16 protein-coding genes and 1 pseudogene are annotated in these 17050 nt (G+C 73.9%); 9 read left to right on the top strand and 8 right to left on the bottom strand.

The features are described 5' to 3' along the window. Positions 1-23: 23 nt before the first annotated feature. From P1P75_RS09070 to P1P75_RS09060, 3 genes are read right to left on the bottom strand one after another with little or no spacing between them, the layout of a single operon-like run. Positions 24-464, bottom strand: a complete 441-nt coding sequence (locus P1P75_RS09070) for a hypothetical protein (protein ID WP_319253323.1) — start codon at positions 462-464, stop codon at positions 24-26. 58 nt (positions 465-522) lie between these two features. Then, a complete protein-coding gene (locus P1P75_RS09065) occupies positions 523-1245 on the bottom strand; it encodes an ABC transporter permease subunit (RefSeq protein WP_319253321.1) in 723 nt (240 codons plus the stop codon). A 1-nt stretch (position 1246) separates the two neighbouring features. Then, positions 1247-2167 (bottom strand): ATP-binding cassette domain-containing protein, encoded by a 921-nt coding sequence (locus P1P75_RS09060; protein WP_319253319.1) that lies wholly within the window; start codon positions 2165-2167, stop codon positions 1247-1249. A 108-nt stretch (positions 2168-2275) separates the two neighbouring features. On the opposite strand from P1P75_RS09060, the gene P1P75_RS09055 reads away from it, so the two are divergent. From P1P75_RS09055 to P1P75_RS09045, 3 genes are all read left to right on the top strand, one after another. Then, complete coding sequence (locus P1P75_RS09055) at positions 2276-3430, top strand: histidine kinase (protein ID WP_319253317.1); 1155 nt, start codon at positions 2276-2278, stop codon at positions 3428-3430. Between the two features lie 14 nt (positions 3431-3444). After that, positions 3445-4119 carry a response regulator transcription factor gene (locus tag P1P75_RS09050; RefSeq protein WP_319253315.1) on the top strand — a complete coding sequence of 225 codons (675 nt, stop codon included), beginning with the start codon at positions 3445-3447 and terminating at the stop codon, positions 4117-4119. Positions 4120-4207: 88 nt separating this feature from the next. Then, complete coding sequence (locus tag P1P75_RS09045) at positions 4208-5365, top strand: ROK family transcriptional regulator (RefSeq protein ID WP_319253313.1); 1158 nt, start codon at positions 4208-4210, stop codon at positions 5363-5365. A 121-nt stretch (positions 5366-5486) separates the two neighbouring features. Here the strand turns inward: P1P75_RS09045 and P1P75_RS09040 are convergent, their stop codons facing one another. Next, a complete protein-coding gene (locus tag P1P75_RS09040) occupies positions 5487-6248 on the bottom strand; it encodes a GntR family transcriptional regulator (protein WP_319253311.1) in 762 nt (253 codons plus the stop codon). A gap of 246 nt (positions 6249-6494) precedes the next feature. Further along, entirely contained in the window at positions 6495-7376 is an 882-nt protein-coding gene (locus P1P75_RS09035; RefSeq protein WP_319253309.1) for an RNA polymerase sigma-70 factor, read from the bottom strand. Between the two features lie 165 nt (positions 7377-7541). Between P1P75_RS09035 and P1P75_RS09030 the strand changes: the two genes are divergently transcribed. Further along, a complete protein-coding gene (locus tag P1P75_RS09030) occupies positions 7542-8372 on the top strand; it encodes an alpha/beta fold hydrolase (RefSeq protein WP_319253307.1) in 831 nt (276 codons plus the stop codon). A 45-nt stretch (positions 8373-8417) separates the two neighbouring features. Here P1P75_RS09030 and P1P75_RS09025 read toward each other — a convergent pair. Beyond that, positions 8418-9254 (bottom strand): annotated as a pseudogene (locus P1P75_RS09025) (DMT family transporter); the annotation flags it as partial. 47 nt (positions 9255-9301) lie between these two features. Here P1P75_RS09025 and P1P75_RS09020 point away from each other — a divergent pair. From P1P75_RS09020 to P1P75_RS09010, 3 genes are all read left to right on the top strand, one after another. After that, positions 9302-10774, top strand: coding sequence for a PLP-dependent aminotransferase family protein (locus tag P1P75_RS09020; protein ID WP_319253305.1), 1473 nt, complete (start codon positions 9302-9304; stop codon positions 10772-10774). A 118-nt stretch (positions 10775-10892) separates the two neighbouring features. Continuing rightward, the gene (locus P1P75_RS09015; protein ID WP_319253394.1) at positions 10893-11120 is read left to right on the top strand and encodes a hypothetical protein; all 228 of its coding nucleotides are present in this window, start codon (positions 10893-10895) and stop codon (positions 11118-11120) included. Between the two features lie 205 nt (positions 11121-11325). Next, complete coding sequence (locus tag P1P75_RS09010) at positions 11326-12738, top strand: GNAT family N-acetyltransferase (protein ID WP_319253303.1); 1413 nt, start codon at positions 11326-11328, stop codon at positions 12736-12738. Between the two features lie 125 nt (positions 12739-12863). Here P1P75_RS09010 and P1P75_RS09005 read toward each other — a convergent pair whose 3' ends face one another. Further along, entirely contained in the window at positions 12864-14006 is a 1143-nt protein-coding gene (locus P1P75_RS09005; RefSeq protein ID WP_319253384.1) for a PLP-dependent transferase, read from the bottom strand. Between the two features lie 189 nt (positions 14007-14195). Between P1P75_RS09005 and P1P75_RS09000 the strand changes: the two genes are divergently transcribed. Both P1P75_RS09000 and P1P75_RS08995 read left to right on the top strand, forming a co-directional pair. After that, complete coding sequence (locus P1P75_RS09000; protein ID WP_319253301.1) at positions 14196-14687, top strand: Lrp/AsnC family transcriptional regulator; 492 nt, start codon at positions 14196-14198, stop codon at positions 14685-14687. Positions 14688-14720: 33 nt separating this feature from the next. Further along, on the top strand, positions 14721-16412 hold the full coding sequence (locus P1P75_RS08995; RefSeq protein WP_319253299.1) for a DUF885 domain-containing protein: 1692 nt from the start codon (positions 14721-14723) through the stop codon (positions 16410-16412). A gap of 151 nt (positions 16413-16563) precedes the next feature. On the opposite strand, the gene P1P75_RS08990 is transcribed toward P1P75_RS08995, so the two are convergent. Continuing rightward, positions 16564-17043 carry a rhodanese-like domain-containing protein gene (locus tag P1P75_RS08990; protein WP_319253382.1) on the bottom strand — a complete coding sequence of 160 codons (480 nt, stop codon included), beginning with the start codon at positions 17041-17043 and terminating at the stop codon, positions 16564-16566. Positions 17044-17050: the final 7 nt, after the last annotated feature.

The raw sequence follows: 17050 nt of genomic DNA, 5'->3' as shown, positions 1-17050 counted from the left end.
CGGTGCGGTCAGGGTTGGTGCGGTCAGGGCGGGGCGGTCTCGGTGACCAGCAGGAGGAGCCGGACCTCGTCGTCCTGGTCGAGGTCGGCGACGCCGAGGGCGGCCCAACGGCCCTGCGCGGGCAGCTCCCAGAGGTGGACGTCCCCCACGAGGAGGCTGAGCCGGGCCCAGGGCTCGGGTATCTCCTCCTGCGCGGTGCGCAGCCGGATCGTCTGGAGGCCGACGCGGTACGGCTCTCCCCAGCGCTCGGTCAGTTTCCCCGCCAGGACCTCCCCGTCCTCGTGGAACCGCTCCGCCTCGGCGACGCGCACCGCGCGGTCCGCCACCCGCAGGCCGTGGCTCGCCGCTAAGGGCGCGAGATGGAAACCGGGACCGCCCTCGCCGACGTCCGACGCGCAGTCCTCCGCGGGAAACCCCCGGGAGGACAGCACGTCCGCGAGAGCGAGGTACTTCTCCATGTCCATGTGATCCAGTAAACCCGCCGCCACTGACAATTGGCGCCGCGTCAGTAAGCGGGCCCGCTCAGGCGTCCCGGCGCTGTGTCCGCCACGCTCCCGCCGCGAGGGCGGCGGCCGTCCACAGGGCGGTCACCGCGAGGCCGGTCCACGGCCCCAGCGAGCCCTCCCACGTGCCGTGCAGGGCGACTTGGCCGGCCCGGTCGGGGAGGAAGTCGGCGTCGGAGCCGGACATGTCGCCGACCACGAAGGACACGATCAGCAGGAACGGGATGAGGATGCCGAGCGTGGCCGCCCCGCTGCGCAGAACGGCCGTCAGGCCGGCGGCGAGCAGGGCCATCAGCGTGAGGTAGAGCCCGCAGCCCACGGCCGCTCGCAGTCCCTCGGCCGTGCCGAACGTCTCGGCCCGGTCGCCGAGCGCCGCACGCCCCACGGCCCAGGTCAGCAGGCCGGTGATCAGACCGACGGCGAGGACGGGCAGGGCGATCGCCGTGGCCTTGGCGGCGAACCAGCGGCCCCGGCGCGGGACCGCGGCCAGGGACACGCGCAGTGCGCCGCCCTGGAACTCGGCCGCCACCGCCGTCGTCCCGAAGGCCACCGCGGCGATCTGGCCGAAGCTGACGCCGAAGAAGGCGGAGAACAGCGGATCGGCGTCCGCTCCCTCCGTGTCGGCCGCGGCGAGCAGGGAGAAGGCGACGGTGGCGAGGAGGATGGCGCACAAGGTCGCGGCCTGTGACCGCAGCGTGCTGATCTTGATCCACTCGGCGTGGAGTGCGGGGGCGAATCCCATGTCAGGCCTCCTGGGGAGCGGCAGCGAACTCGGTTTCGGCGGCGGTCAGATCGAGGTAGGCCTGCTCCAGCGTGCCTTCCTGCGCGGTCAGTTCGAGCAGCGGGACGCCGGCCTCGGACGCGAGACGGCCGATGTCGTCCACGCGCGCGTGGTCCACCGTCCAGTGCCCGTCGTCGTGGGCGACTCCCTCGTGGCCCTGCCGGGTGAGGGCCTTCTCCAGGGCGGCGGGGTCGGAGGTGCGGACCCGTACGCGGGGCCGTACGCGCGCGTCGATGAAGTCCCGCATGGGGGTGTCGGCCAGCAGGCGGCCCCGGCCGAGGACGACGAGATGGTCGGCGAAGGAGGCCGTCTCGTTCATGAGGTGGCTGGAGACCAGGACGGTGCGTCCCTCGCCCGCGAGACGGCGCAGCAGTCCGCGGATCCAGACGATGCCCTCGGGGTCGAGGCCGTTGGAGGGCTCGTCGAGCAGCACCACCTCGGGGTCGCCGAGCAGGGCGGCGGCGATGCCGAGCCGCTGCCGCATGCCGAGGGAGTACGTCTTCACGCGGCGGCGCGCGGCCGGCGCGAGCCCGGTCTCCTCCAGCACCTCGTCGACCCGGCGGAATGGGATGCGGTTGCTCGCGGCGAGGGCCCGCAGATGGTCGCGGCCGGTGCGGGAGCCGTGCGCAGCCTGCGCGTCGAGCAACGCCCCGACGTGGCGCAGGGGTTCGGACAGCGTGGCGTAGGGGCGGCCGTCGATCCTGGCGGTTCCCGACGTCGGCCGGTCGAGGCCGAGGACGAGGCGCAGAGTGGTGGACTTGCCGGCGCCGTTGGGGCCGAGGAAGCCGGTGACGCGGCCGGGCAGGACGCGGAAGGTGAGCTGGTCCACAGCTCGCCTGGGGCCGAACTCCTTGGTGAGGTCGAGGACGTCGATGCTGGTCATGACCCTACGATCGCCGCCCGGTCCGGTACCCGGCCTCCCCCGTCGGCGGGGTCCGTCTCCCCCGCCCGGGGGAGGCCCGTTGTCGGTGGTGCCTGGCACGATGGCCGCATGGGCCGATTCCTGCGCCCGCTGCTGCGGGGGACGACGTACACGCGACTGGTGCATCTGTGGGTGCCGATGCTGGTCGTGAGCGTCTGGCTGTTCGTCGACGTGTCGAAGCCGTGGGTGCCGGCGCTGGCCCTGATCCCGCTCGGGCTGATCCCCGCGGTGCGCACGGGTGAGGGGGTGCAGGCGCAGTTGCTGCTGTCTCCGGGCGTGCGGGACCCGGGGTTCTCGGTGGCCAGGGCGACGGGCTGGCGGGACCGGCTGCGCACAGTGGTGTGGCTGGAGGTGCGGATGGCGCTCGGGGTGGTGACCAGCATCGCCTGTGTCTGGCTGCCCGTCCTCGCCTACCTGCTGGCCGGCCTCGCGGGTGGGCGCGTGCCCCACGACGTGCCGGTGCTCGCCGAGGCGACGCCGCACTGGTGGTACGCCCTCCTGGTGCCGCTGCCCCTCCTCACCCTGTACGGCGTCGTCGTCGGGCTCGGCTCGTGGGTCACCGCTCTCGCGCGGCGGCTGCTCGGGCCCTCGGCGAGCGAGCGGCTCGCGGCCCTGGAGGAGCGCACCGAACAACTCCTGGAGCGCAACCGCATCGCCCACGAACTGCACGATTCCATCGGGCACGCCCTGACGGTGGCCGTGGTGCAGGCGGGCGCGGCGCGGGCGGCGGGCGATCCGGCGTTCACCGACCGGGCGCTCGCCGCGATCGAGGAGACCGGCCGGGCCGCGCTGGAGGACCTGGAGCGGGTCCTCGGGGTGCTGCGCGAGGCGGAGCGGCCGGTGAGCGCCCGGCCGACGCTTGCGGACGCCGACCGGCTGCTGGAGTCGGCGCGCGCGTCGGGTGCCAAGGTGGACGCCGAGCTGACCGGGGCGCTGGAGGCCGTGCCCGGTCCCGCGTCCCGCGAGGGCTACCGCATCCTCCAGGAGGCGCTGACCAACGCGCTGCGGCACGCGGGGTCCGTTCCGGTCCGGGTGAGCATCGAGGTCGCGGCCGGCGTGCTCAGCCTGGAGGTCCGCAATCCGCTGACCGGGCACATACCGGCCCCGGTCCGGGGCAGCGGACTGCGGGGCATCCACGAGCGGGCCGCGCTGCTCGGCGGACGGGCGTCCACCGGACCGGACGAGGGCGACTGGCAGGTGCGTGCGGAGCTGCCGCTGAGCTGATCTACGCTGGCCCGATGCCGATCACCGTGCTCCTCGTCGACGACGAACCTCTGGTGCGCGCCGGGCTGCGGGCCGTGCTGGAGGCGCAGCCCGACATCGAGGTGGTCGGGGAGGCGGCGGACGGGGCGGCGGTGATCCCGCTGGTGCGGCGGCTGCGGCCCGACGTGGTGGCCATGGACGTACGGATGCCGTTGATGGACGGGATCGAAGCCACCCGCGCGGTGCTGCGGACGGTGGACGGGCCGCCGCGGATCCTCGTCGTGACGACCTTCGAGAACGACGAGTACGTGTATGAGGCGCTGCGCGCGGGGGCGGACGGGTTCCTGTTGAAGCGGGCCCGGCCCGCCGAGATCGTGCACGCCGTGCGGCTGGTCGCCGAGGGCGAGTCGCTGCTGTTCCCCGCGTCGGTCCGGCGGCTGGCCGCCTCGTACGGCGACGGGCCGGGGAAGCGGGCGGCGCGCGACCTGGTGGAGCGGGCGCGGCTGACCGAGCGGGAGGCCGAGGTGCTGCGGCTGATGGCCCGTGGACTGTCCAACGGGGAGATCGCCGCGCGGCTGGTCGTCGGCACGGAGACCGTCAAGTCGCATGTGAGCGGGGTGCTGGCGAAGCTGGGGGCCCGCGACCGCACGCAGGCGGTGATCACGGCGTACGAGTCGGGGTTCGTCTCGGCGGGCCGGACCGGCGCGTGAGGCGGACCGGGGTGCGGGCCGCGCTCGCCGGGGTGCCCCGCGCCGAGTACGATCCGCCCCACACGCGCGATAGCTGGGAGGACGGACGTTGGGGCGGCTGACCGGCGGGGATCCCTCGCTGCTGCGAAGGATCAATTCCGCGGTGGTGCTGCACGCGCTGCGTGCCACCGACTGCGCGACGCTCACGGAGATCACCCGGGTGACGGGGCTGTCCCGGCCGACCGTCGAGGGGGTCGTCGAGGACCTCATAGGCGCCGGACTCGTCGTCGAGAAGGCCGCCGAGGAGGGGGCTGCCCGGCGGCAGGGGCGTCCGGCACGCCGGTTCCGGTTCCGGGCCGAGGCCGGTCATCTGCTGGGCCTGGAGATCGGGGCGCACCGGGTGGCCGTGCTGCTGGCCGACCTGGACGGGCGGGTGCTCGGCGCGCAGGCGAAGGACGTCGACGAGCGCGCGCCCGCCGACGAACGGCTCGAACGGCTGCGGACGGCGGTCGCCGAGCTGCTGCGGCGGGCCGGGGTTGCGCGCAGTTCCCTTCGGGCCGTCGGCGTCGGCACGCCGGGCATCGTGGAGGCGGACGGGACCGTACGGCTGGGCACCGCCCTGCCCGAGTGGACGGGGCTGCGTCTCGGCGAGCGGCTCAGCCGTTCCTTCAAGTGTCCGGTGCTGGTGGAGAACGACGCCAACGCGGCGGCCGTGGCCGAGCACTGGAAGGGCTCCGCCACCGAGTCCGACGACGTCGTGTTCGTGCTGGCCGGGCTGAGTCCGGGCGCGGGTTCGCTGATCGGCGGGCGGCTGCACCGCGGGTACGGCGGGGCGGCCGGGGAGATCGGCGCGCTGCACCTGCTGGGGCGCGGGGTGACTCCGGAGACGCTGCTGTCCACGACGGACGAACCGCTGCATCCGCTGGACGAGCAGGCGGTCGCCGAGGTGTTCACGCAGGCGCGCAAGGGCGACCAGCAGGCGCGGGCGGCCGTGGAGCGGTTCATCCAGCGCCTCGTGCACGACGTGGCCGCGCTGGTGCTGGCCCTCGATCCCGAACTGGTGGTGATCGGCGGCTGGGCGGCGGGACTGGACGGCGTACTGGAGCCGCTGCGGCGGGAGTTGGCCCGCTACTGTCTGCGTCCGCCGAAGGTGGCCCTGTCCCTGCTCGGGGAGGCGGTCGTGGCGACCGGGGCCCTGCGGCTGGCGCTCGACCATGTGGAGGAGCAGCTCTTCGCGGTGGAGGGCACGGTGACGGGGCGTGTCTGAGGGCGCCTGCCGAGGGCGGGTACGCGAGCGCGCCCCGGAAGGCTTCCGGGGCGCGTTCCTTCGTGCGGCGGGTGACCGGGTGCAGGCCGTTCAGGGGGTCTGCCGTGCGGTCACCGGGTGGTCAGGACGCCTGGCGTTGCGGACCGTGGTGGATCTCCACGTTGCCCGAGGCGCCGAAGGTCAGACGGCAGGTGTCCGCCCGGTACGTGGCCAGGGAGAGTGCCGCGGTGCGGCCCCGCGTGAAGAAGCGGGTGGTGACGACGAGGACGGGCGCGCCGGGAAGCCGGTCGAGCTCCTTCGCGTCGTCCGCGCGGGCCGAGCCCAGCTCCACCGCACGGTCCTGGCCCTCCAGTTCCAGGCGCTCCAGTTCGCGTAGTACCGCACGCGCGCGCGGCGCACCGGACGGGGCGTCGATCGCGGTCAGGCCGGGCACCGACGAGCCCGGGACGTAGAGCAGTTCCGCGGCGACGGGCTGCCCGTGCGAGACGCGTGAGCGGCGCACGATGTGCACGGCCTCGTCGCGGTCGGTGCCCAGGGCGTCGGCGACGGCCGGCGGCGGCGCCGCGAGCGTGCAGTCGACGGGCTGCCAGGCGTCCTCGGAGGCGCCGGGCCAGGCCTGCCGCTCGGCTCCGACGTCGACGCCCACCCGGGGCGGTGCGACGGTCGTGCCGACACCGCGGCGGCGCTGGAGCCGCCCCTCCAGTTCGAGCTGCTCCAGGGCCTGCCGGAGCGTGGCGCGGGCGACGCCGAAGCGCGCGGCCAGGTCCCGCTCGTTGGGCAGGATCTCGCCCACGGTGAACTCCGAGTCCAGTGCCTCGCTGAGCACGGTCCTCAGATGCCAGTACTTCGGTTCCTGTACCGATTCCAGTTGCGTGGTCCCCACCCTGTCCTCCGCAATCGCCGTGGTACGGCGGCTTTTTCGCGCCCTTGTTTATTAAAGGTTGTTGTACTTCTCTGCGACCATAGGACGGCCCCCACCCTTGGTCAAGACCAATCGTCGATCCCCGGCGGAGCCGACAGGTGCCCGACAGCGAAGGGTTCACGAGGCGTTCGCACCCGCCCGTTCTCGTGACATCACGGCAAGGCCCCCGTCGTGCTGCCGAGGGGGGCCGTGGGTGCCTGAGGGGACCTACGCGGTCAGCGCGCGCAGCTTGTCGGGGTTGCGGACGGCGTAGACGGTCTGGACGCGGCCGTCGGCCACGTCGAGCTGGAGGACGCTGTCCGGTTTGCCGCCGGACAGGACGAGGACGGCGGGGCCGCCGTTGAGTTCGAGTACGAGCACGGTCAGGTCGGGAACACTCTTGCGGGTCACGCCGACGAGGAAGCGGCCCACGTGGTCGGCGCTCTCCAGCACCCGCAACGGGGCCTTCGACTTGCCGCCGCTGTCGCCGACGAGCCGCACGTCCGGCGCGAGCAGGTCCAGGAGCCCTGCGAGGTCGCCCTCCGCGGCGGCGGCGAGGAACCGTTCGGTCAGTTCGCGGCGCTGGACGGGGTCGACGTCGTAGCGGGGCCGGCGTTCGTCGACGTGCCGGCGGGCGCGGCCGGCGAGCTGGCGGATTGCGGACTCGGACCGGTCCAGGACGGCCGCGATGTCGGCGTGCGGATAGCCGAAGGCCTCGCGCAGCACGAACACCGCGCGTTCCAGCGGGGACAGCGACTCCAGCACGACGAGGACGGCGAGGGAGACGGAGTCGGCGAGGACGGCGCGTTCGGCGGTGTCCTGGACGGTGTCGCCGAAGTCGGTGACGTACGGCTCGGGCAGCCAGGGGCCGACGTAGGCCTCGTTGCGGGCCTTGATGCGGGCCAGCCGGTCCAGGGCGAGGCGGGTCACGACGCGGACCAGGTAGGCGCGGGGTTCGCGGACGTCGCCGCGGTCGGCGGCGGCCCAGCGCAGCCATGCGTCCTGGACCACGTCCTCGGCGTCGGCGACCCGTCCGAGCATGCGGTAGGCGACGCCCAGCAGGAACGAGCGGTGCTCTTCGAAGACGTCGGTGAGGGTGTCTGCGGTCACCCTCCCATCCCATCCCGAGGCCCGGGGCCGTGTCCAGACGGCGGGCCCGCCGGGGGCTACCCGTCGGTAGTAATTGCTGACAAGCTGTCTGCGCGACCGGCCGTCGGCCCGCCCCGCCGCCGTAGGCCCGTACCGCGTCCGCCTGTTCAGACGAGGAGCACCCCCATGTCCGCCACCGTCTCGTTCCCGGTCCCCACCCCCGACGGGCCGCGGCCCGTCACCGTCTCCTACGCGCGCGTGGGACGCGGTGAGCCGCTGCTCCTGCTGCACGGCATCGGGCATCACCGGCAGGCCTGGGACCCGGTGGTGGACATCCTGGCCACCGAGCGCGACGTGATCACGGTGGACCTGCCCGGCTTCGGCGCGTCCCCGTCGCTGCCCGAGGGACTGGCTTACGACCTGGCCACGACGACCGCGGTGTTCTCCGCCTTCTGCGAGGCCCTGGAACTGGACCGCCCGCACGTCGGGGGCAACTCGCTGGGCGGTCTGCTGGCCCTGGAACTCGGCCGGGAGAAACGCGTACGGTCCGTCACCGCCCTGTCCCCGGCCGGGTTCTGGTCGGAGGCCGAGCGGCGCTACGCCTTCGGGGTGCTGCTGACGATGCGGCAGCTCTCCCGGCGGATGCCGCTGCCTCTGGTGGAGCGGCTGTCCCGGTCGGCGGCCGGCCGCACCGCCCTCACCAGCACCATCTACGCCCGCCCGGCGCGTCGTTCACCCGAGGCCGTGGTCGCCGAGACGCTGGCGCTGGCCGGGGCGACCGGGTTCGACCAGACCCTGCGCTCCGGTGCGACCGTCCGCTTCACCGAGGACATCCCCGGCATCCCGGTCACCGTCGCCTGGGGCAGCCGCGACATGCTGCTGGTGCGCCGCCAGGGCGTCCGCGCGAAGCAGATCATCCCCCGCGCCCGTCTGGTGCGGCTGCCCGGCTGCGGGCACTGCCCGATGAACGACGACCCCGCGCTCGTCGCGCGCGTGCTGCTCGACGGCAGCCGCTGAGACACCCCGGGGACGGCTCAACACCCCTGCGCCCAGGGCGACTCCGGCCCCCACGAGGGCGCTGCCCACGGCCTGTGCGGGGCCGTAGGAGCCCGTTGCGACGAGCGGGGCCGTACAGGCGGCGGCGACCGGGATGAGGCCGGAGAACAGCGTGGCGCGCTCCGCGCCGATCCGCTGCATGCCCATGTACCAGCACACGAAGCCGATGACGGTGACGACGACCGCCTGCCACAGCAGCGCGGCCGCCTCACCGGCGTCCGGCCGCCGCAGCCACCCGCCGCCGTCCAGGATCAGTCCCACGGCCGTGGACTCGACGGCGGCCAGGGCGCACACGGTGGCCGACAGCAGCCGCGGACCCAGGGGCCGCAGCACGGGCACGGCGAGCACCGCGAATCCGACCTCGCCGCCCAGCGCGCACACCGAGTAGGCGAGACCCGCGCCGTCCGTCCGGCCCCAGCCCTGCACGGTGAGCGCGCCGACGGCGACCAGTGACGCGCCGTACAGGACGGTACGGCGCGGGCGGCGTCCCTCGATGAGCGGGACGAGGACGGCGACGACGACGGGCGCGCAGCCCACCAGGACGCCGGGGACGGCCGGTTCGGCGGAGCGTTCGGCGGCCAGGACCGCGAGGTTGAAGCCGACCATGCCGACGGCGGCGAGCAGGGTGAGGCGGGCCCACTGGCGGGCGGTGAGCGCGCGCAGGCGGGGCAGTGCGCCCGCGCCGGCGAAGGGCACGAGCAGCAGGCACGCGAGGCCGTAGCGCAGGGCCTGCCCGCCGGCGTACGGGTAGGCGCCCAGGACGCTGTTGGCGGTGAAGGACGCTCCGACGAGGACGCAGGCGAGCGCGGCGAGGAGGGAGCCGCGCGTGGTGGTGACGTTCATGACGGTGACGTTAGGAAGCGCGGCGGCCCGGATTAAGGTCCACTTCCATGACGTCATCGGGGACCAATCCGGGCGGGGACGCCGAAGAGGACAGCGGCGGGAACTCCGGCGGGAACTCGGTGTCCGCCGCGTGGGAGGTGCTGCTGCCCGCCGTCTCCGCCCCGCCCCGCGCGCGGGGCCGCACCCTCCAGGCGGCCCTGCGGGAGGCGGTCCGCTCGGGGCGGCTCGCGCAGGGCACCCGGCTGCCGTCGAGCCGGGACCTCGCCGCCGACCTCGGGGTGTCACGCGGGCTGATCACTGAGGCGTACGAGCAGTTGACGGCCGAGGGCTATCTGCGCAGCGGGCGCGGCGCCGGGACCTGGGTGGGCGGCGCCGTGCGCGCGGCGCCGCCCCGCGCGCGTGACCTGGCGCCGCGCTCGCCGGCCGCGCGGGCCGACTTCGTGGCCGGGACGCCGGATCTTTCGCTGTTCCCGCGGGCGGCCTGGGCCGCCGCGCAGCGCGGGGTGCTGGCCGAGCTGCCCCATCAGGAGCTGGGCTACCCGGACCCGCGCGGGCTGCCCCGGCTGCGCACCGCGCTGGCCGCGCTGCTCGCCCGGAGGCGCGGCGTGGTCGCCGACCCGGAGCGGCTCGTGGTCGTCTCCGGGGTGGCGCAGGCGACGGCCCTGTTCGGGCTGGTCCTCCACGCGCGCGGGATCGACGCCGTCGGCGTGGAGGACCCCGGCAGTCCGCAGCACAGCGCCCTGTACGCGGCGTCGGGTGTCAGCGCCGTCCCCCTCCCCCTCGACGAGGAAGGCCTCGCCCTCGGGCCGCTGGAGGCGTCGGGCGTACGGTCCGTCGTGACGACGCCGGCCCACCAGTTCCCCACGGGAATCGCCTACTCGGCGCGGCGGCGCACCCGGCTGCTCGACTGGGCGCGGTCCGTGGACGGGTTCGTGCTGGAGGACGACTACGACGGCGACTTCCGCTACGACCGTGCTCCCGTGGGCGCGTTGCAGGGGCTGGACCCGGAGCGGGTGGCGTACACGGGGTCGGTCAGCAAGTCCCTCGCGCCGGGGCTGCGGCTCGGCTGGCTGCTGGTGCCCGAGGCGCTGGCCGACGAGGTCGTCGAGCGCAAGCGGACCCTGGACCTGGGTCATCCCGCCCTGGACCAGGCGCTGTTCGCCCGTTTCGTGGAGCGCGGCGACTACGACCGTCAGCTGCGCCGCTGCCAGCGCGCCTACCGCGACCGGCGTGACGCCCTCGTGGCGGCGCTCGGGGAGCACTTCCCCGGCACCCGCGTGACCGGGATCGCCGCCGGACTGCACGTCATCGCGGCGCTTCCGGGCCACTACGGGCCCGAGGCCGGGTTCGCCGAGCGCGCGTCGGCCGCGGGCGTCGCCGTCCGCACTCTGCCGCAGTACAGCCACACGGATACCGCCGCCGGGCCGGCGGTGCGGCTGGTCCTCGGGTACGCGCATCTGTCACCGGCGCGAATCCGGGAAGGCGTACGTCTGCTGGCGGGGGCCGTGCGCGCGGGGTGACCGGCAAGTCCGCGCGGTGCCGCGTCCAGTTGCTCATCCGTGGTTCGCGTGCGCGCTGCGGTGTGCCAGCAGGTGTGGCGGTGCACACCGGCAGTTCCCCGTTCCAGGAGACCCACCCATGTCATCTCGTCCGTTCCCCGGCCGCCGCGGCGTCCCGCGCGGCTCGCTCGCCGCGCCCGCCGCCCTGCCCCTGCCCGTCGGCCTCGGCGCGGCGCCCGCCCTCGCCTGCCGGGACGGCGAGGCCGACATCGACGGCGAGAGCGGGGAGCTGACGGTGCGACTGCACGAGCAGGACGGCACCGTACTGTTCACCAGGTCACTCCAGCCGGGACTGGTCGGCCAGTGATCCCCGGGACCTGAACTCCCTTATGGTGGAAGACGCTCCGCGCACCGGCGTCATCTCCCGGTGCGCGGCACTTTCGGCCGGGTCGGCGCGCCCGGGGAACGTAGAAGAATCAATAAAAAGGACATTTGTATCCTTTACCTGACAGTCACAAGCTGTTCGTGATCACGCAACACCGTTCCTTCACAGTGGCGGCATGACTCGAGACATGTCTGATGTGACGCGCGCGAAGCACGGCCGCCCGGTGCACCACTGGCGGCGGGACGTCGTGGAGCTGGCCGCCCTGTTCACGGCGGTCGCGGTGGCGGACATGGCCGCCAACCTCGTCGTGCACGGCCCGGACGGCCCACGGCTGCTGGCGATCTCGGCGGCCGCCCTGGTCGTCACGGCCGGATTCCACATCTGGTGGTCACGACGCCACGGCCAGGCACCACCCACCAGTGATACCGATGCCCGGCCGCCCTCCGCCGAGGCGCAGGCCGGGCCGTCCGCACTCCCCGACGGCGTCGCCCAGGAGAGCACCCTGTGGCGGATGCGGACGACCGTGAAGGATGCGCCGGGATCGCTGGCCGCGCTGTGCACGGCGCTGGCCGAGCACAGCGTCGACATCCTGAGCCTGCAGACGCACCCGCTGGGCGAGGACACCGTGGACGAGTTCCTGCTGCGGGCACCCGGTTCGCTCCCCGCGGCCGGGATCGGCCGCGCCGTGGCCCTGGCGGGCGGCTCCCGCACCTGGATCGAGCGCGCCGACGCCCACGACCTGGTCGACGCGCCGACCCGGGTCCTCGGCCTGGCCACCCGGACCGCCCTGGACGCCGCCGAACTGCCGCTCGCCCTGCGCCAGTTGCTGGGCCGCTGCACCATCCGTTCACTGCCCGCCGCGGTGCGGGGCGGGGGACGCGGGCCGGACGGCGTGCCGGTGGAAGGCGTCCTGGAGGAGACCGTGATGCGCCTGCGGGCACCGGAAGGCGGAGCGATCACCGTGGAGCGGCCGTACCTGCCGTTCACCCCGACCGAGTTCGCGCGGGCGCGGGCCCTGGTGGAGCTGGACGCCCGGCTGGGTCCGCGCGTCCCGCCGGGCCAGGACGTGCTGACGCTGCCGGAGGGCGATGACATCACCGTGCGCCGGGCCGACCCCGGCGATCTGGCGGCGGCCAAGGCGATGCACGAGCGCTGCTCGTCGCGCACCCTGGGCATGCGTTACCACGGGCCGGTCGGTGACGCCGACCGCTATCTCACCCACCTGCTCAGCCCCCGCTTCGGCCGCACCCTCGCCGTGCGGACGCCGTCGGGACGCATCGTCGGCCTCGGCCATCTGCTGTGGGACGGCGACGAGACCGAGGTCGCGCTGCTGGTCGAGGACGAGTGGCAGCGGCGCGGGATCGGCGCCGAACTGCTCGGCCGGCTGGTCGCGATGGCGCTCGAGGCGGGCTGCGAGAGCGTGTACGCGGTGACGCAGGCCTCCAACACCGGCATGGTCGCCGCCATGCGCGGCCTGGACCTCCCCCTCGACTACCAGATCGAGGAGGGCACGCTCGTCATCACCGCCCGCCTGGACACGGCCGCGGCCGGCGCCCGGCGGTCGTACGGGCCGCTCGGGGAGCGGACCGCCCGCGACTGAGCCGGACGGGCCGCCTCGCGGAGGCAAGGCCAACGAACTCGAAGGGCCCGGCGACGCGCATCTTGCCGGGCCCTTCAAGCCGTCACAATCAGCGGCCACGCGCTGCCGCCACGCGCTGGCGAACGTCACCTCACGGCGACCGAAGCCCCGTTCAGTGCGCCGTCCAGGTCCGCCCACAGGTCGTCGACGTCCTCCAGACCCACCGACATCCGCAGCAGCCGGTCGCTCACCCCGGCGCCCCGGCGTTCCTCCGCGTCCACGATGCGGTGGCTGATGGACGCCGGGTGCTGGATCAGGGTGTCGACGCTGCCGAGGCTCACGGCCGGGGTGATCAGGCGTACGCCGGCGATCACCTCGTGCGGGTCGCCGTGCACCTCGAAGGCGATCATCGCGCCGCCGATCCGCGGATAGTGCACGCGGGCCACGCGCGGGTCGGCGGTCAGGCGGCGGACCAGTTCGGCGGCGGTCAGGGAGGCCGCGCGCACCCGGACCGGAAGCGTCGCCAGGCCCCTCAGCAGCAGGTAGCCGGCCAGCGGATGGAGCACCCCACCCGTGGCGAAACGTATCTGCCGCAGCCGTCCTGCGAACTCCTCGTCGCAGGCCACCACACCCCCCAGAACGTCTCCATGACCGCCGAGGTACTTCGTGGCACTGTGCAGCACCAGGCGTGCACCGTCCTCGGCGGGGCGCTGCAGCACCGGTGTGGCGAAGGTGTTGTCGGCGAGCAGCGGCACCGAGCCGCAGGAGTGCGCGACCGCCCGCAGATCCACCTCGGCGAGGGTCGGGTTCGCCGGCGACTCGACCATGACCAGGCCCGTGTCCGGGCGCAGCGCGTCCGCGATGCCGGCCGGGTCGGTCCAGGTGACCTCCGAGCCGAGCAGCCCGGCGGTCAGCAGGTGGTCGCTGCACCCGTACAGCGGGCGGACCGCGACCACGTGCCGCAGCCCCAGGGAGGCGCGGGCCAGCAGCACCGCGCTCAGCGCGGCCATGCCGCTGGCGAACGCGACCGCGCTCCCGGTGCCCTCCAGCCGGGCCAGTGCGGTCTCGAAACGGGCGACGGTCGGATTGCCGAGCCGCCCGTAGACGGGCGGGCCCTCCGGTTCGGCGCCGGTCGCCGCGAACGCGTCGATGCGGGCGGCCTCCGCGCGGCTGTCGTAGGAGGGATACGTGGTGGACAGGTCGATCGGCGGGGCGTGCAGGCCCTGTCGGGCCAGGTCGTCCCGGCCGGCGTGCACGGCCTCGGTGGCCAGTGCGCGGGGCGCGGACATGCGTACGCCGTCATACGCACGTTCCTCGGTGGCCGGTGCGCGGGGCGCCCCGGTCGTGCCTGCGCCGTCGTACGCGTGCGTGCCCGCCGGGTCCGGGTACGCCTGAGTGCTCGCTGAGGCTGAGTCCATGGACGGCAGGGTGAACAACGGGCGGGCTTGGTGGCGCGTAGACCGTGCTACGTTCGGCCGATGGCCGAATCCGTCGTACTCGACCCGGTGGACCTCCAGCTGCTGCGGCTGCTCCAGAACGACGCCCGGACGACCTACCGCGATCTCGCCGCGCAGGTCGGGCTCGCACCGTCGACCTGCCTGGACCGGGTGACGCGGCTGCGCCGCTCCGGCGTGATCCTCGGAAACCGGCTGCGGCTCGATCCGGCCAAGCTGGGCCGAGGGCTGCAGGCACTGCTGTCCGTGCAGGTGAGACCGCACCGGCGGGAACTGGTGGGCCCGTTCGTGGAGCGCATCCGAGGACTGCCGGAGGCGCTGACGGTCTTCCACCTCACCGGACCCGACGACTACCTCGTCCATGTCGCCGTCGCCGACATGAGCGACCTCCAGCGGCTGGTTCTCGACGAGTTCACGGCGCACCGGGAGGTGGCCAGGGTGGAGACGCGGCTCATCTTCCAGCAGTGGGACTGTGGTCCGCTGCTCCCACCGACGACTTCGGGACAAACGCCGTGACGTGCGGCACCGCCTCGTACCAGGATGGTGCCCATGTCACAGACCAACAGCCCGCTGCCCCGTGAGGTCGCCGACGCCTACGTCGACGACTTCATCGCCCTCGACCCGGTGACCGGTACCTTCCTCGGTGTGCGGGAGAGTTCGAGCCGACTGCCCGACTTCTCGCCGGCCGGCCAGGAGGCGCGCGCGCAGCTCGCGCGCGACACCCTCGCCAAGCTCGCCGAGGCGGAACGCGCGCCCGGCGCGGACAGCGACATCGAGCGCCGGTGCGCGCGCCTGCTGCGCGAGCGCCTCACCGCCCAACTCGCCGTCCACGAGGCCGACGAGGGCCTGCGCGAGGTCAGCAACCTCTCCTCGCCGGCGCATCATGTGCGCGAGGTGTTCACCGTGACGCCCACGGAGACGGACGAGGACTGGGCGGCGATCGCCGAGCGGCTGCGCGCGGTGCCGGCGGCAATGGCCGGCTACCGGGAGTCCCTGGCGCTCGGTCTGGAACGCAAGCTGTACGGGCCTCCCCGCCCGGCCGTCACCTTCGTCGGACAGCTCACCGAATGGATCGACACCGACGGCTCGGGGCGCGGCTGGTTCGAGGACTTCGTCTCTCCCGGCCCCGAGGCGCTGCGCGCCGAACTGGACTCCGCGGCCCGGACCGCGAACGCCGCCCTCGCCGAACTGCGGGACTGGATGCGCGACGTGTACGTGCCTGCCGTGGACGGCGCCCCGGACACCGTCGGGCGGGAGCGCTACGCCCGCTGGTCGCGCTACTACAACGGCACCGACCTCGACCTCGACGAGGCGTACGCCTACGGGTGGGCCGAGTACCACCGGCTCCTCGCCGAGATGCGGAAGGAGGCGGAGAAGGTCCTGCCGGGCGCCGCGACACCGTGGGTGGCGCTCGCGCACCTCGACGAGCACGGCAAGCACATCGAAGGCGTCGACGCGGTCCGCGACTGGCTCCAGGGGCTGATGGACCAGGCGATCGACGCGCTGGACGGCACCCACTTCGAACTCGCCGATCCGGTACGCAGGGTCGAGTCGTGCGTCGCGCCGCCCGGCGGCGCGGCGGCCCCCTACTACACGCCCCCCTCGGAGGACTTCTCCCGCCCCGGCCGCACCTGGCTGCCGACGATGGGACTGACCCGCTTCCCCGTCTACGACCTCGTCTCCACCTGGTACCACGAGGGCGTCCCCGGCCATCACCTCCAGCTCGCCCAGTGGACCTATGTCGCCAAGAGCCTCTCCCGCTACCAGGCCACCCTCGGCGGGGTCAGCGCCAACGCCGAGGGCTGGGCGCTGTACGCGGAACGCCTGATGGACGAGCTGGGTTTCCTCACGGACGCCGAGCAGCGGCTCGGCTATCTGGACGCGCAGATGCTGCGGGCCGTACGCGTCATCATCGACATCGGCATGCACGCGGAGCTGGAGATCCCGGCCGGCTCCCCCTACCGTCCGGGCGAGCGCTGGACGCCGGAGCTGGCCGAGGAGTTCTTCAACGCGCACAGCAGCCGTCCCGGGGACTACGTGGCGAGCGAGCTGACCCGCTATCTGAGCATCCCCGGTCAGGCGATCGGCTACAAGCTCGGCGAACGCGCCTGGCTGCTCGGGCGGGAGCGGGCCCGTGAGCGGCACGGTGACGCCTTCGACCTCAAGGCGTGGCACATGGCGGCCCTTTCGCAGGGGTCGCTGGGGCTGGACGACCTGGTGGACGAGCTGGCGCGGCTGTGACGCCGGGGGCGGCCGGGGGTGTCATGGCCCTGTTCGCTCGCCCCCGCCGCCCCTTCCCGTCCCGACCCTGATGGCTGCGCTCTCAGACCCCGCTTTCGGCCCTGAAGGGGCCTCGTCTCGTCCCCATAGGCCGGACGGGCTGAAGCGCTGCTCAGCAACCGCAGTCCGCCGATTCCGCCGGTGAGGTCAGCGGGTCGGCCTCGCGCCGCTCCGTGCCCTGCCAGGTCTCGAACGCGAAGCCCTCACGCGCCCAGTACTCGAAGCCGCCGAGCATCTCCTTGACCTGGTGGCCGAGTTCGGCGAGCGCGAGGGCGGCGCGGGTCGCGCCGTTGCAGCCGGGACCCCAGCAGTAGGTCACGACCGGCACGTTCTTGTCGAGGAGCTGCTCGGCCTGCGCGGCGATGAGCGCGGTGGGCAGGTGGATCGCGCCGGGGATGTGGCCCTGGTCCCAGGACTCGGTGGAGCGGGAGTCCAGGACGACGAAGCCGGGGTCGCCGTCGGCCTTCAGCGCGGCGGCCACGTCGGAGACGTCTGCGTGGAAGACGAGGGAGGCCCGGAAGTAGGCGGCGGCGTCGGCCGGGGCGGCGGGGGCGACGCCGCCGCCTACTTCCGGGCCTCCCTCGTCTTCCACGCAGACG

Source organism: Streptomyces sp. ID05-39B, from assembly GCF_033794725.1.
Classification (GTDB): Bacteria; Actinomycetota; Actinomycetes; order Streptomycetales; family Streptomycetaceae; genus Streptomyces; species Streptomyces bobili.
This window is presented reverse-complemented; position numbering and strand designations above follow the sequence as displayed.